Here is a 16,179-nt window from a genome sequence, read left to right as displayed (position 1 = left end):
GGCATGGATGCCATCGTCGAGCCTCCACGGATGGATTCACGGCGTTTCGCTGAAGTATCTACACATCCCACGCCGGGCAGGCGTTAGATAACAATGAAGATATAATCTTCAAACAAACTATCCAATACCAACTAAGCCAGAAGCAAAATCGAAAATGTAACCAGCCTTCATTCGAAGGCTGACACACTTGTGGTATTAGCCGCTCAGCTTAAACCCTCCACACTAAAACTTATACTGAAAAGAGACCTTTACTGATCTCGGTGAGCCGAACATCGCGCTGTTATTACAGCCACCTCGCAGATAATCTTCATCGAACAGATTATCGATATTGATTGAGATAATGCCCTGCTGCTCATTGGCGAACTTGATGGTGTGGCTAAAGCCCATATCGACTTTAACGTAGGCATCTTTCTTGAAGTAATTGGGGGTATCGCCGAAGCGTTCACCTACATATATGGCTCCGACAGAGAGTTGACTCTTATCACCCACACGATAATTAAACCAGGTGCAGGCACTGAATTGAGGGGTGTCTTTCGACCGTTTTCCCGCATATATTGGGTCGCTGATGATCTTACCGTCGAGGTACATCATGGAAGTTAACACCGACAAATTGTCACTCAGCTGACCTTCGAGGGAAAACTCAACCCCCTTATGGCGAACCTTACCGCTCTGAGTCGTAATGGGGTTATCCCCACTCTTATCGGTGACCGCCTTATTGTTTTTTTCGATATCAAACACTGCCGTCGAGACATAGAGCGAACCATCGAGAAACTCCCCCTTAGCGCCAACTTCAAATGACTCGCCTCTTTCGGCATCCAATTTTTTACCGTAGTTGGTGTCTTCCGTGTTACTGACAGGATCTTTGGGCTCAAAACTCTCGCTATAGGTAGTATACAGAGTCGTATTTGGTGTCGGGTGATACATGACAGCAAGCTTAGGTAAGATGTTGTTATGCGTCGCCTCCTTACTCTCCTCTCTGTCCAACCTGACACCAGCCAACAGGTGCCAGCTGTCATTGAATTCGATAAGGTCCTGAATGTAAACGCCGTAGGTTTTTCGCTGAACCTGTTTCAGCGCTGTGCCATTGCGATAATCCAGCTCCTCTGGCTTGCCAATAGTGATTGCGTCGTTGATGTTTACCCTATCGGCTATCTTCATCTTTTTCTGCATACCACTTTTTTGATAATCGACCACACTCGAGCCGATGAGCATTCTGTGGTGAACGTCACCGGTATAGAACTCACCCTTAAAATCGAAGAAACCGGTCACCACATCGAACTGTTCATAGGTGTCTCTGCCACGCAGTGAATATTCACCAACGCCGAGATCGATACCCTGGACCTTGCCGTATAGGCTCTCTGTCGTCTGACGTTGATGACGCTGCCGATTAAAGCCAGCGCTGATAGTCCAATCATCATTCAGATATGAGTTGAGGGTGAACCCCATATTTTCTACGCTGGAGTCACGCAATGACCATGGCATATCCCAGATATAGTCTCGCTTTCCCGCGAGTTCATACTTACCACTTTTCTCGTTCTTGATATGTTGGGGACCCATGTCTATCCCCCCCTCATCTTCGGTGCGATCATAGTTAACACTCAATACCGTATCGTCACTGAGATCAGCCTCCAGCATCAAGGCACCGACAAAGCGCTCCTGAGTCGCCTTGCTGCCATCTTTATACTCACGCCAACCATCTTCGCTCGACCTGGACAGAATTGAACGGGCTCTGACGCTGCCACTCTCGTTCAGGGCTCCCCCCAGATCTAACAGCGACTTGTTATAGCCGAACGAGCCAAATTCCTGCTGAAAATTAAAGTGAAACTCCTCTTGCTGAGCCCGCTTTGTCACTAAATTTATCATGCCGCCCGGTGTCGACTTGCCGTATAGCAGTGCCGAAGGTCCCTTCAATACTTCGATACGCTCGTAGAGCTCTATGGGTTGCGAGTAGCGCGAAAGGTGAAATTGACCATCACGCAGATAGCTCTGATCGGGCTCCAGTACGAAGCCGCGCATGTAGAAACGCTCGCGCCCTCTCCTGACATTCCCCGTTGAAACACTCGCGTCATTCTTCAGCACCTCCCCCAGCGACACAGCACCCTGCGCCTCGATAAGATCCTGGTTATACACAGAGATGGAACCAGGAGTTTCAAGGTGACTCAAGTCCATCTTCATCGCCGAGCTATTTGTAGATTGAGCCTGTTTCGTCCCCATAACTGAGATTATTTCGATCTCACCATGGTGATCGTGTGCATAGACTGATGAGGAGGCCAGCGCCGAGAAAGCCATTAAGGCTGCGCTCATTTAAGCTCCTATAGATCGCTCACCAAGCGGTGAGTGGTGCGTAAAAAACGCCAGTTTGTCTGGTTATCTATCACTAATCTTTTCTAAGAGCTTTGTTGATGATTGGTAAATCAGATCTCCCTAAAATAGAAATTAAATTCTATAAGACTCAAGAACATGAACCCGACAATACGCAGAACCACTGTAAGCCTGTTAATCCTTCTCATCGGTTTGTTACTCAACCAGGCACCAAGCTTCGCCGGTGAGTTAATCAGCTGGAGCAGTGATGAGGGGATAAGCAGACTGGAGAAAGCCAGAGTGAAGAGCGATTTTTTTGCACTCAGTCCCCACTTCGAGGGACAATCGAATAAGGTCTTTTGCGGCGTAGCCTCTATGGCCATAGTGGCAAATGCTCTGAGAGTAGACAGAGATGCCACCGAAATTCCTCTCGATAGCAGCCGGATAAGTAAACAGGAGATGCGCTTCTTTCCCAAGGGAGATTGGAGCCCACTCTTTCATCGCTATACACAGGAATCGATTTTAACCGGACAGGGTAAGACCCGGATGCAGATCATGGGTGAGCCTTATGGGGCAGACTCTGAGGGTGACTACGGAATGAAGCTTGCTGATCTCGATGCTCTGGCGACATCGTTAAAACTCCAAACGCAGACCACATATGTTAACGAAGAGCTGCTCGCCAAGCAGAGCTACACGCAGGTAGTTAAACAACACCTCATCGATGCATTGAGCAACAATGAGCAATTCGTCATCATCAACTACTCCAGAAAACCCTTGAATCAAAGAGGCGACGGTCACTTTTCGCCATTAGCCGCGTACCATGCAGCATCTGATTCATTTCTTATCATGGACGTATCCAATACCTTCCAAACCTGGGTTTGGGTTGAGAGCAAACAGCTGATGCAGGCAATGGCAAGAATAGATAAGCAAAATAGCCGTGGCTTTATTGTTATCTCAGAAGATAGTTGAGTTGCCCCTAAATAACAACACGTTAAACAAAAGCTTTCTTAAGAACTGCAGACAAAAAAGTCGCCTCGATTTTCATAGAGGCGGCTTTTTCTTTAAGCTTTAGCTAAATCTTTTTAGACCAGCGTCATTGGCTCTTTTGCTGTTTAAGCACAGTGGCCATAGAGGGCACTATAGTCACGGGGTCTAATCGCATCTGATACCAGTTAACCCGCCAATCGAGGTGCGGCCCGGTTACACGACCGGTAGCGCCAACCTCGGCGATGGGTTGTCCCTGTTTAATCTCCTGCCCCTCTTTAACGTATAACTTACTGAGATGCAGGAAGCTCGAGCTCACGCCGTAACCATGGTCTAAGATGATGGTTCCGCCAGAGTAGAACATATCGGGCACCGAGAGGCTGATCTTCCCATCGGCGGGTGCAACCACAACCGTTCCGGTTTTAGCCGCAACATCGACGCCATAATGAGGGTTGCCCGGCTTACCGTTATAGACACGCTGACTGCCGTAAACTCCGGATATTCTGCCTGTCAGAGGCCAGATAAAATCCTGACTGAAAGCCGTTTTATCGGAAAATTGCGCCCTTGCCGCCTTAACCTGCTTACTATCTTTCGCCGCCCTCGCCTGCGCCTTAGGATCCGGCTTCATGATCTTCTTACTGATCCCGGTCAATCTGTCTATTTTGTACTCTTTGGCAAGAATCGACAGTGGCTTAATCTGTGTTAAACCATCGGGATAGACTAACCTTAATTCTTGTTTAAGTTCAGCATCACGAGAAAAACCAAAGGCAAAAGCCCCCTGAGGCGTCACCTTCAATGCTTCTCCATTTAAAGATGCAGTCGTGCCCGGTGTTACTTGGCCACGAATTAAGGCGCCTTGCTCCATTTGTCCAGTAAGTTGCACTTGTGCGCTTACCTCAGATGGGATTAGCAGACTCGTCGTCACCAAGGACAAGAGTGTCAGTGACACAGACCTCATTTTTTTCACTCTACGCTCCAACTCATATAAATCATAAATCAGGCTTTATTGCCCTTTACCGATATCGCGCCTTTGCCGATACCTTCATAAGCGATCACCTTAAACTCACTCTGGGGAGACTTTTCTACTAAGGTGCTTGCCATAAACTCTGCCAATAGCTCGACCGTTGTATCGTGTGGGATGATCTCACAACGCGTCTTAGGCATGGCCAACTGAAAGTCTCCCTGTGGCGCCTGATAATGGAATCCAAAATGAGTTTTATCGGACACTTTAGCCTGAGGTGAGAGAGTCAACTCACCGACGCTAACCACATCCTCTTCGCTGCCTAAGTAGATATCTTTCCAACGCTCAGCCCAATACTCATCCCATTTAGGAGCAGCCATGCCATTTTCAAACACATTTACCGGGCTTCTATGACCATGGGCTATGCGTTGGCAGTTTCCATCATGCTTTCGCAAACCGTGAGAGTAGTGATAATAGGGGGCATCATGTATCTCATTTCTCAATGTCAGGGCAATACCATCGACATTGTCGGGCAGGGCTTCCTTTAACGCCTTCTGCAGGAAGGTGTTCACACTATCGAAATCGATAATTTCACTCGGTATTAAGGCGAAGGCTTGTTGAGGGCAGGCTAAGTGAATGTCACCTTGTAAGCTGTTAAAATCCATCCATACCCGATCACCCTGCTGCTGCCAGCGGACTTCACTGTATGCGGTAGGAATGAGTAATCGATGATCGGCGATATCATCGATAGTATCTTTTATGGTGCGCTTCACTTTAGAAAAGTCCAAAACCATATTTTGCTCATCTAAGCCACCATCGAGGAGCACATCGACAGTCCAGCTTTCGCCCACCATACCGCGTATCGGGCATAAGTATGAAAAATCGATTACGGTTAAATCTCTGACAAAAAGTTGCATTTCCTCTCCTGGGCAGAAAAACAGTCTACCTGTATACGTCCTATCGGCGATGGCCAAGGGACTCGATATTCGTTGAATAGAGAAGAACGTCTCCTCGTTTCATATTTGGCAAGTTTACCTTGGTGAATCGATTTTTTCGACTGTTTACCAAGGTAATTTTAGTCCCTTTTGCAGATTTTAGTCCCGTCACAGAAAAATGCTCAAAATTTATCTTATCACTTCGAAAATAGCAGAGAACCGTTAATGAACAGTCACATCCAGTTGGGAAATGGAGTACAAGATCGAAAAGAGCGCCAAAGGGCGCTCTTTTTTAATAAAAATGACGGCAACCAGACCGCGATGTGTCAGTCAATTAACCGCTCTATCAATTACCGCCCTTAAGACGTCTATCGAGCTGATCTTTGAGATTTGCCGGAACGCCTTTGATCATGATGGTGTCAGAGATAGGGTCATACATCACACGCTCACCCAAGTGTGCACCATCGAAACTTAAGGTAACTCCGCCGCCGGTACCGGAAAACTTCTTCAACTGTCTTAAGGTTGGCTTGTCACCGGGGAACTCATCTTCCAGTTCATATTCCCCACTTTGGGCGAAATCATAGAAAGAGTCCATGCCGCTATCGGCAAGCTCATCGGCCAGATCTTTAATCTCGATATCGGCACCGATATCACAACGCTCGGTGCAATAATCGAATACTTTTTCACGACACTGCTGACGTTCGTCTTTGGTCAACTCGCTACCGGCTACAAAATCTTCAACCGCATTCATCAGTTGTTTGTTCTGCGCCTTAGTATTAACCCCTTCCACACACCCCATAAAGTCGAGGAAAAAGTCAGCAACTTTGCGCCCCGCTCTTCCACGAATAAATGAGATATATTTATGTGAGTCGCTATCGGCCTGCCATTCGGTCAAATCGATGCGAGCCGCAAGTTGAACATTGTTCAGATCCAGATGGGTATTTTGAGATAACTCCATATCATCTAATACCGTCATTGACGACTTTGCATTCAGCAATGAGACATAAAGGTAGTCACTCGTCATATGGGTATAACATGACATCAACAGGAAACCGCCCTGGCTAAAATCATATTTTGCGAGCTCCTCTTGCAGTAGTTTCCCTGCAAGACCTGAGAACTCGACAAAACCTAACTCTCCATTACGGTACTCAGTCAATGCCTCTTCAAATTTTGGATTTGCCTCACCGTCTTCACCATGAGTACCAAAGTGACCAAAACCTTTACCCGCTTTGGTGGTATAAGTTTGGTGAAGTTCTTCGAGCATGGTTTCAACGGCTTCGCTGTTAAGAAGCGGCTGTGGACGCAATCGACAGCTTAACTGTCCTTCACGGTCTTGTGAAATCGCGTGAATAATTGCTTGTTCGACGTTAATACTCATAAGCCTCGATAAAAATAATGATTGAGTAGCCGATAGCTGTGTTCACTACCGCTTGTAAAGCCTGAGACATTTAACCTTTAGCAAAACAGGTTAATGACACAATAGACACCGGCCACATAAAATGGAGTTTGTAGCAGACGAGTAAAAGCCCCATCCACAAACATAAAATTTGTGCCTATATTGCCCCAATTGAGATAGCGCTTCAAGCGCAAGATCTTGGATGTATTAACTCGAATACTAATTGAATACTCATTGAATACCGCCCCTCGATGTTCAGTGCATATACTCTGCGTATTGATATCGAGATCCTATGAAAATTCGGTTATCATAGACCCCAAATATCTTTCAAAGCGAAACAGTTTTAAATATGGCTATCCAATCTAAATATTCAAACACACAAGTTGAATCAATTATCGCCGAAGTCAGCGCCGTACTTGATAAGCACCAGGCCCCTACCGACCTGAGACTCATGGTGCTTGGAAACTGCGTCACCGATCTTTTGGCTCGCAAAGTTCCTCAAGAAGCGAGAGCTGCCGTTGCAGAGCAATTTTCTAAGGCACTTGCGCAATCTGTTAAAGGTTAATTCAGTCTTTACTGATTGAAAAACTAGCACATCACAGTAAAAAACACTTAAGATACATCAGCATCTAAATCAGTAAGCGGAGCCACATGGTCAAGCGTAAAAAAGAGATGGTACGCGATCGCGTATCACGACTAGTTAGTTGGGGACATTGGTTTGCCTTCTTCAACGGCTTTCTCGCAATGATCGTGGGGATCCGCTATCTCGATAGCGTCGGCTATCCGGAAACCTTGTTGGGTTGGTGTTACCTTGCCATCAGCACGATTGGTCATTTCAGTTTCTTAGCTTTCATCGTCTATCTGGTTCTGGTTTTTCCGGTCACGTTATTGCTGCCTTACTCCAAAATATTACGAGGGTTTGCTGCAGTCGTTGCCACGCTCAGCCTGTGTATCTTATTGTATGACACCATCATTTATGATGATTATGGGCTCCATCTGAGTCCCTTTGTATTTGATCTGGCTTGGGCCGATCTCAACGCATTGCTCCGTGGTACCTCCTATATTATTACCCCCCTTGGGATCATCGCTTTAGAACTCACCTTAGCCAACTTCCTTTGGAAACGAATTGAAAAAATTCATAAGGTGAATTGTGGTAATAAGGTGGTGGCTTTCGTCGGTATCTGTTTTGTCAGTAGTCATCTGATCCATATCTGGGCCGATGCAGCCGATATTTCCGAGATCACTCAATTGGACGACGCCTACCCACTCTCCTACCCTGCTACTGCACGCTCGTTTATGGAGAGCCATGGTATAGAGGGTAAAAACACGACTCGTCGCGGCTCAGATCTTAGAAGCAGCTTAAACTACCCGATAACACCATTGCAGTGTAGTGCTGAAGCACAACCAAATATCTTACTGATCACCATTAATAATCTCAGAGCCGACATGGTCGACGTCAATACCATGCCTTACCTGACCCAATACAGTGAAGACAATCAGTCTTTCCATCAGCACTTAAGCGGTGGCACTCAATTTGATAGTGGTATGTTCTCCATCCTCTATGGACTCCAGGGCAGTTACATCAATGCAGCCGGTCTAAACCATACAACCCCGGTATTGACGCAAACACTCAAGCAACAAAACTATCAATTAGGCCTGTTCGCAACCCAAGAGTCTGAGTTACAACCTGGTGCGATTTTCTCCGATTTTGAACCTACCACATCGAAAGTAAACGACAGTTATGCCGATGCGGACATTCAATCTGTTGCAGCATTTAAGAACTGGCAAGCCACCCAGACAACCCCCTGGTTTGGAATGTTAAACTTACGCTCTCCTGAAACCTACGACACTCCAGTCGGTTTCTTAGGCATAGAAACCGTCAAGGCCGATAAAAAGCTGAAACCCGCTCAACGGGTATTGTTCAATCAATACAGGCAGTCATTGAGCTTCATCGATCAGAAGCTAAAAGAAGTGCTCGAAGCCACTTCAGACGATACATTAGTCATCATTACTGGCGTTAGCGGCAAGCTGTTCACCAGTAATCCCGATGAAGCGAGAAGAAATATGTCTCCAGCCAATGTTCATGTACCTATGATCATTCATTGGCCAGGACAAGCTACGAGCAAACATGTCAACTACCGCACCAGCCATTATGGAATAGTACCGACATTGATGACCCAAGTGTTGGGCTGTACCAATGCGGCAACGGATTATAGCGCGGGTAGAAGCTTACTCGAACCGGATACCGAATCTTGGGTTTATATCGGGGATAGCCGTATCTTTGGTATCTATCAAAAATCTGAGATCACCGTGATCGACAGACACGGGCAATACCGTATCTATGATGAAAACTTCGATAAAAGATTGCGCAAAAAAATGAGTGCGCCTGAGCTTATCGAAGTGATGCGCGAAGGCCGTAGGATGTATCATCATTAGTCGTATCTTTCACAGAACCAGCACCGGTAACTCATGCCGGCGGTGATAGTGTGTATCACAGTGGATTTTACGACTAGATTTTACGGCTAAGGGCAAACGCACATCGTGGCATAAATAGCCGGAAACAAATAAAAAGTATACAAACTAAGCAATTAAATCATCAGTCATCACTAAGGGCTTGCAGAAGCGTAATTGAGTTGATAAAGTTCTGCCTCAACTAAGCAGCCCCCAAGTAAAACTGCTTAGAGGCAACTAAAAATTGCGAATTCGGGATATGGCCTAGTCCGGTAAGGCGCTTGTCTGGGGGACAAGAGATCGCAGGTTCAAATCCTGCTATCCCGACCACATTCTAAAAAGGCAGAATTCGAAAGAGTTCTGCCTTTTTGCTTTCTGGCCTAAAAGCCACATAAGTGCAGCAGGCATCTTCTATCGAGCAACCCCACCATTTTGTCTGTAACTTAAATTGATGGCCAGCCAGACCCTATTCTAAAAAGAACAAAATACGTTTACTTTTTATTCACCGCCTTTTACTATTCATCCCCTAAGTGCTTACTCTCCCCTTGAGACTGGCGCATCAATTTTCCTATCCTTATTATTGGAGTCTTCGCCTCGATGAACAACTAACTCTAAGTTTTCCATCTTAATTTTTATGGAACCTCAGGGTTAGAAGGCGCAGCTCAAGTATCTCTATTGTCCGTGTTCGGCTATTAACAGCTTAATAGTCGTCTCAGTCAGAAGATCCTTAAGGCATAAACAGATTGCTAAGAACGAACGATCTTTCTTATGCAGACAAGCCTCCCCTGATCCATCTTTTGTAAGTTGCTATCAGGAGGCACTATGCCAATCTTACATGCTCATCGAGTATCGTTTAAGTTAAACACAGGCGAGAGACTGTTCAGTGAACTCTCATTATCCATCGATTCTAAATTGACGGCTCTTGTCGGCCGCAATGGCGCAGGAAAGTCTGTACTGGCTTCAATATTGGCGGGAGAATGCCAGCCAGATTTAGGCTCAGTCTCTTGTCGCGCTAAGTTAGGCTACTTCAGGCAGCAAGGGCCAAGCGGGAAGAAACTGCAAAGTGTCGCGCAATTTATGGAAGTTGAGCATCTGCTACTGGCACTAAACAGAATAGAGCAAGGCCAGGCCTCCTTAGAGGATATCGACACCATAGGCGATAATTGGCATATCAAAGAGACTTTAGAGAGCCAGCTTAGTGCGATCAATTTAACCCACTCTCTCCAACGTCCTTGCGCTCAATTAAGTGGTGGAGAGATGGCTAAGCTACGCCTGCAAAAACTATTTAATTCAGATGCCGAACTGCTCATCTTAGATGAACCCTCAAACCATCTGGATAACCAGGGAAAAAGCTGGCTCATTGAGCAGATACACAAATCACGCGCACGGATACTCATCGTCAGCCATGACCGTGAACTGCTTAAGCATGTTGAAATAATATTTGAGTTAAATACCCTAGGCTTAACTCAATACCGTGGTAATTACACCTGTTATGAGGCCCAAAAGCGAGCCCAGTTAGCCGCCATAGACCGAAAACTTACTAACGAAAAACTTAAGCATAAGCAGATCAGGCAGCAAACTCAAACGAGTAGTGAAAAAGCACAAAAGAGAGCCGCAAGTGGTACAAGATTAAGAAGGTCAGGTAGTCAGGCTAAGGTGTTACTCAATAGCATGCGTGACAGAGCCGAGCAATCCGCCTCCGCCAGAGCGACACAAAGGGATAATCAACTCAGTCTGAATGCCACAACACTAGCTCAATTGACTCAACAGAGAGAAACGTTAAAACCCCAGGCGTTACACATGCAGTCGGTCATAGAGAAGCAACATCTCCAGCTCCATGTCGAGGAGCTAATCCTGCCCTATAGAGGTGTAAACCCATTAAACTTCTTATTGTCTACAGGGGACAAACTCCACCTGTCAGGTAATAATGGCACGGGGAAATCAACCCTGATGAAGGTTCTATTAGGCGAGCTTGCACCTGCAAGAGGTCGGGTTTACCGAAACGCCCCCCTCTTTTATCTGGATCAATATTTTGACCTGCTCAAACCTGAGATATCCCTGTTAGAAAATATCAGCCATTACTGCCCCACTATAGAAGAAACCCGGTCACGAACCCTACTGGCAGGAATTGGATTCAGGGGTCAGAGTGTTCATCGAAATGTGGCTCTTCTTAGTGGCGGAGAAAAGATGAAGCTCTGTATCTTGATTGTCACTCATCAAACACCTCTTCCTCTACTCTTGCTGGATGAACCCGACAATCATTTGGATATCGCTTCGAAACAGTTACTCGCTACCGCGCTTAACCAGTACCCGGGAAGCTTTATATTGGTCAGTCACGATAAAGAGTTTATCAAAGAGTCTGGTGTCACCGATACTCTAGTACTCTCCACTTACGGCCAATCCGTACATGGTGAATAAACGGCGGATAAAAGGGCAATAGCCCGGCTTTGGTGCACAAATCCACTGGATTTGATCAAGGCTGGATTGGTATCTGACTAACTTCATGATATTTTGTCTGCCACTGAATTTTTCGAGATCTTTATCATGCCCAAGGCTAGTGAAGTAAAAAAGAATACCGCAATCGAGTTTAACAATAATGTTTATCTCATCAGAGATATTGAACGTTCCGTGCCACAAGGTCGCTCCGGCGGCAGCTTATATCGTATGCGTATGTACGATGTGGCAACCGGGTCGAAACTCGATCATACTTTCAAAGCCGATGAGATGATCAATCTGGCAGACCTAAGCCGCCACGAAGTGAGCTTCTCCTATATTGATGGCGATGAATATGTTTTCATGGATATCGCTGACTATACTCCCTACCACTTCAATAAGGACTCGATTGCAGACGAGATCCTCTTTATTAATGAAGAGACTCAAGGGCTGCAAGTACTTACCGTCGATGGGACACCTGTGGCTATCGAGCTTCCCGCTAACGTCGAGCTGGTCATTGTAGAGACAGATCCTTCCATTAAGGGCGCCTCTGCCAGTGCGCGCACTAAGCCTGCCATCCTCTCTACCGGTCTTTCGGTACAAGTTCCTGAATATATTGCAAACGGTGAGAAGATTAAGATCAATACGGCCGAGCATAAATTTATGAGCCGTGCAGATTCTAAATAAGCTGATAAAAACCTGAGCCTTTATTAAGCTGCCTGCTTCCGAGTTGGCAGCTTACAGCAGCCATATTCTATCCAGAGACTCTCCGACTTTTTCCTTCAGCCCCTTCAACATCAGTCCTTTTAACTTCAGTAGATTTCACTAAACCCTCAGCAATTCAGAGGAAGGTCAAAGCCGTTTACTATTTAAGCAAAAACGTCCCGCGTGTTACATTTATGTTGAGTAACTTGGTTTTAGCCGCTAGCATCTATAATTAGCCATGATATGAATAATTATAAGGCTTTATGTTCAAAATCAATCGACAACATATACAGATATCTCTGGTACTAGGCTGCTTGGGTCTATTGACGAACCTATACCCTATCCCTCTCTTCGGTAATGTTCAGCTTATCTTAGGGAATATTGTCATCGTTATTTCGGCAATTCTGCTGGGGCCTTGGTTCGCCCTGCTCACGGCCGTACTTTGCGCAACCGGTCTTTTTATCGCTTGGGGTAGCTGGCATGTATTCATATTATTCGGTCTGGAAGCCATCTGGCTGGGCTACGCCCGCAGAAAAGACATTTATGCTCTTTATGCCGACATTGGTTATTGGCTGGTCATCGGTATGCCACTCTTTTACCTATATATCCTGCTGTTTTCAAAGCAACCCGAGAGTCACATATCATTTATTACGCTTAAACAAGGGGTAAATGGTTTAATCTACGCGGCACTTGGCTCACTCATTGTCACCCTGTTTTCTTCACTTTGGCATTTAGAAGGCAAAGTAAAAGATCAAAAACGCAGAACCTTTAATGCACAGCTCACCTATAGCTTCACCTTAGTGCTCACCATATCTCTGCTAGCCTCGACATTAATATTTAATCACCAGGTAATAGAAAAGCAGCAAGTTAGACTTCAACAAAGCTTACAGGACTCTGCAGCGCATTTAGGACTGGCCACAGAAGTATTTATCGATACTCATAAGAAAGCCATAGACAATGCATCAAGATGGCTCAGCCTGTCTCAAGCCGATTTTCATCGCTGGCAGAATAGGCTCGCTAAGCTTCACCAAAGCTATCCCGGCTTCATCACTATGTTAGTCACTGACGCCGATGCAAGGATCATAGCGGCAAGCCCACTCTCACGCCTTAAACCCGATGACGGAAAACTTGAGAATTTAAGTGTTAAAGACAGACACTATTTTCAGGAGGCTTTTTTCAACCAGATAACCTATGTCTCCCCGGTTTTTTTAGGAAGAGGATTTGGCAACGATCCCATCGTTGCGGTCAGTGCCCCAATCTATCAGAGTGAAAATGCTGACCAGCCCGTGGGCGTTATCGAAGGCTCATTGAACCTGAAAAAATTTGTGGATATCGATAGAGTAAGTACGCTTCACCACCACCAGCAATCAATGATAATCATCGACGAGAATAGCCGGGTGATCTATGCATCTGAGGAACTCGAGATCCCTCCACTATCCCAATTCACCAGGACTGAAAGTGGCAAGAGGTATAAGACCAATTTAGATATGCTCAACCTCCATGATATCGAGAACCCTAACCCTGAGTTCGTCTATGCCACCTACACACTCAACAATGGATGGCAGCTATATGTTGTTAAACCTTTCTCACCACTGTTGAAGACACTCGAGACTCAATACCTCACCACTTTTGCAATCCTGATCCTTTCACTTATCATCACTATCATACTGACCCGAGTGATCAGCCAAAGGTTAACCACCCCTTTGAGTGTTCTGGCAAATAAGTTTGCAGAAAAGGGGTATCAAGATGCGAGCGATTATAGTATCGATCAGGAATCTCCCCGTGAATTTCTGACCCTCTTTCAAAGCCTGCGTCAGAGTAAACAGCAACTGATAAGTCATCAGTTAGAGCTCGAAGAGAAAGTGGCGATACGCACTTTCGAGCTTGAGAAGGTGAATAAGAAGCTTCAATCTCTCGCCGAAAGAGATGAATTAACCGGGCTGTATAATCGCCGCTATGCCGAAGAAAAATTCCGGGCTACACAGGAGTTTTGTCACCGAATTGATGAAGCCATGGCGTTAGCGATACTCGATATCGACAACTTTAAAGATATCAATGACACCTATGGGCACCAAGGTGGTGATGAATGCTTACGTGTTATTGCCAGTAAGATGAAGCGTTTTTTCAAACGGGATACCGATGTCATAGCCAGGTATGGCGGGGAGGAGTTTCTGCTCATCCTGCCTCTATGCAATGTCCTCATGATTGAAGAGCACCTCAATGAGTTCAGGCGTACGATCCGTCAATTACAGATTGATAACCCGCAGGGTAATACCAGCATGGCCGTGACGGTCAGCATCGGCGCAATCGTTTCCAATGCAAGTTATAGTGATGCATTAGAAACCTGGTTTAAGGAGGCAGATCTGAATCTGTATAAGGCCAAGAACCAAGGAAGAGACCGTGTCATCGTCTCTATCCCCGAGCCCCAACGCCCAGGGTAAAAATATCAAGGTTCATTTTCCAGAGATAACAAGAAGTCATCCATTTTTTGGATAGTATATGGGAAGAAGGGATTCCATTTCTGTCTTAAAATCTCGGCCGCTGGAACACTTAAAACGCCTCTCTCCCCCCGAGATGATGCCGCACCGATTTGAACCCGCTCAATAAAATGCACTCCTTCCGGACCGTACAAACTATCTTCGATAGGAAACGGCAGAGCAACATGAGAGAGAGAATAAACATTTCTTGGCCACCTTTGCGTTAAGGAAGTGACTTTGAGTCCCATATCGGCAGAGTGAGTTGTCGCCTGAACACGTCGCCTATCTTCGTTTACAGCATCGATATTTTCGATCAAGGTGAAATCAAATGGTAAATTTTCCTTGTTTATCACGCCGCTGATGGGCGTTAAGGGATCGTGAGGGATTAACCCCATATTGACTTGAGTTCGATTGATATCGAACATCACCAATTGGTGACCATTATCGGGCAATCGCAGATAGAGATCTGAGATAACTGACAAACTCGAAACCGTAGCATCGGTAATAGACTGAAACGATAATATTGGTGGCATAGATAATAACTGCTCTGCCGACAGCATATCCATAATAGCTTGATTACGCTCGGCAAGCCGGTAGACCACATCACCAGCATTCACCGCAAAAGAGTTATATTTGAACGGATCATATTCCGTTTGAATACTATTCCAACTGAGTTTTTCTAACCCTAACATCTGCCCTAAACGTGCTTGCCACTTTGCTCCTGCTGCCACGGGCGGTAAACCTATAGCCGGAGAGATAAATATCATCCCGGCATAATCCCTCTCCTGGCTTTTCGAGAGTCGCTCCAATTCATGGTTTAACGCCAAGGCTGCCCCCGTCGAAAATCCAACCACATACAGTGGCCGCCCTTTCAGTACATCTCGCATATGCCTGGTGGCAAGCGATACCGCAGATGCCATATCTTGCCATTCAAGATCCACCAGCCCCGAAGGTATGGTGCCATGGCCCGGTAGCCTCAAACCAAGCAGATGCGCCTTCCCCTCAAAATGCTTTGCTACGTGGGATAAGGCGTAGGGAGAGTCAGACATGCCATGAAGCAGAAGGACACCAAATTTGGCATCATCCAGCGGCCACTCGTAAGTTCTATTCCAATCATTTCGCCACTTTTCAGGGGCGGCTAAACTGCCATGTACATAACGATTTAATATTGATGAATGTGGACCGGAGGTGTGACTGTAGATCTCGGACTCGAGTTCTTCAAAAAGCTGCTTTTCAAGTTTTTGATATTCTGTGAAATTAGTAAGTTCAAGGCTTCTGTTATACTGAGAAGTCAATTGTGTTGTATGCCAAATATCAAGTTCTGGCCTGGAATTTAACAACCAGACTCCCACGGCAAGCAATGCGACTGTTATTCCAAGCGAAGCATAAATGAGCGCCAGAATAAGGTGTTTAGTCGAACCGATAACGATCGTTTTCATTGCTCTCCTTGAAGTAAGTAAAATTGTAAGAGCGAACAAAGTCCATTTATTTGCATTAACTTACACGCTTTGAGTATCTTATACCAAACTCCTATAG

Annotated in this window: 11 protein-coding genes and 1 tRNA gene; 7 read left to right on the top strand and 5 right to left on the bottom strand. The window is 45.8% G+C overall.

The annotated features are described in order from the left end of the window. Window positions 1-222 precede the first annotated feature (222 nt). On the bottom strand, window positions 223-2,304 hold the full coding sequence (locus tag SSED_RS09395) for a TonB-dependent siderophore receptor (RefSeq protein ID WP_012142161.1): 2,082 nt from the start codon (window positions 2,302-2,304) through the stop codon (window positions 223-225). Between the two features lie 156 nt (window positions 2,305-2,460). Between SSED_RS09395 and SSED_RS09390 the strand changes: the two genes are divergently transcribed. Beyond that, entirely contained in the window at window positions 2,461-3,270 is an 810-nt protein-coding gene (locus SSED_RS09390) for a phytochelatin synthase family protein (protein ID WP_012142160.1), read from the top strand. A gap of 124 nt (window positions 3,271-3,394) precedes the next feature. On the opposite strand, the gene SSED_RS09385 is transcribed toward SSED_RS09390, so the two are convergent. From SSED_RS09385 to yejK, 3 genes are all read right to left on the bottom strand, one after another. Then, the gene (locus SSED_RS09385) at window positions 3,395-4,243 is read right to left on the bottom strand and encodes a M23 family metallopeptidase (RefSeq protein ID WP_012142159.1); all 849 of its coding nucleotides are present in this window, start codon (window positions 4,241-4,243) and stop codon (window positions 3,395-3,397) included. A 38-nt stretch (window positions 4,244-4,281) separates the two neighbouring features. Then, window positions 4,282-5,163, bottom strand: coding sequence for a 6-carboxytetrahydropterin synthase (locus SSED_RS09380; RefSeq protein WP_012142158.1), 882 nt, complete (start codon window positions 5,161-5,163; stop codon window positions 4,282-4,284). A gap of 364 nt (window positions 5,164-5,527) precedes the next feature. After that, window positions 5,528-6,559 carry a nucleoid-associated protein YejK gene (yejK, locus tag SSED_RS09375; protein ID WP_012142157.1) on the bottom strand — a complete coding sequence of 344 codons (1,032 nt, stop codon included), beginning with the start codon at window positions 6,557-6,559 and terminating at the stop codon, window positions 5,528-5,530. 367 nt (window positions 6,560-6,926) lie between these two features. On the opposite strand from yejK, the gene SSED_RS09370 reads away from it, so the two are divergent. From SSED_RS09370 to SSED_RS09345, 6 genes are all read left to right on the top strand, one after another. After that, the gene (locus SSED_RS09370; protein ID WP_012142156.1) at window positions 6,927-7,142 is read left to right on the top strand and encodes a YejL family protein; all 216 of its coding nucleotides are present in this window, start codon (window positions 6,927-6,929) and stop codon (window positions 7,140-7,142) included. Window positions 7,143-7,228: 86 nt separating this feature from the next. Beyond that, complete coding sequence (locus SSED_RS09365) at window positions 7,229-9,013, top strand: DUF3413 domain-containing protein (RefSeq protein WP_012142155.1); 1,785 nt, start codon at window positions 7,229-7,231, stop codon at window positions 9,011-9,013. A 268-nt stretch (window positions 9,014-9,281) separates the two neighbouring features. Continuing rightward, a tRNA-Pro gene (locus tag SSED_RS09360) sits at window positions 9,282-9,358 on the top strand. 492 nt (window positions 9,359-9,850) lie between these two features. Next, window positions 9,851-11,446: an ATP-binding cassette domain-containing protein gene (locus tag SSED_RS09355; RefSeq protein WP_012142154.1), complete on the top strand. Its 1,596-nt coding sequence runs from the start codon at window positions 9,851-9,853 to the stop codon at window positions 11,444-11,446. 126 nt (window positions 11,447-11,572) lie between these two features. After that, complete coding sequence (gene efpL, locus SSED_RS09350) at window positions 11,573-12,148, top strand: elongation factor P-like protein EfpL (RefSeq protein ID WP_012142153.1); 576 nt, start codon at window positions 11,573-11,575, stop codon at window positions 12,146-12,148. A gap of 281 nt (window positions 12,149-12,429) precedes the next feature. Next, window positions 12,430-14,607 (top strand): diguanylate cyclase, encoded by a 2,178-nt coding sequence (locus SSED_RS09345; protein WP_012142152.1) that lies wholly within the window; start codon window positions 12,430-12,432, stop codon window positions 14,605-14,607. Window positions 14,608-14,612: 5 nt separating this feature from the next. Here SSED_RS09345 and SSED_RS09340 read toward each other — a convergent pair whose 3' ends face one another. Continuing rightward, complete coding sequence (locus tag SSED_RS09340) at window positions 14,613-16,082, bottom strand: alpha/beta hydrolase (RefSeq protein WP_012142151.1); 1,470 nt, start codon at window positions 16,080-16,082, stop codon at window positions 14,613-14,615. Window positions 16,083-16,179 lie beyond the last annotated feature (97 nt).

It is taken from the genome of Shewanella sediminis HAW-EB3, assembly GCF_000018025.1.
In the GTDB taxonomy this organism is placed as follows: domain Bacteria; phylum Pseudomonadota; class Gammaproteobacteria; order Enterobacterales; family Shewanellaceae; genus Shewanella; species Shewanella sediminis.
This window is presented reverse-complemented; position numbering and strand designations above follow the sequence as displayed.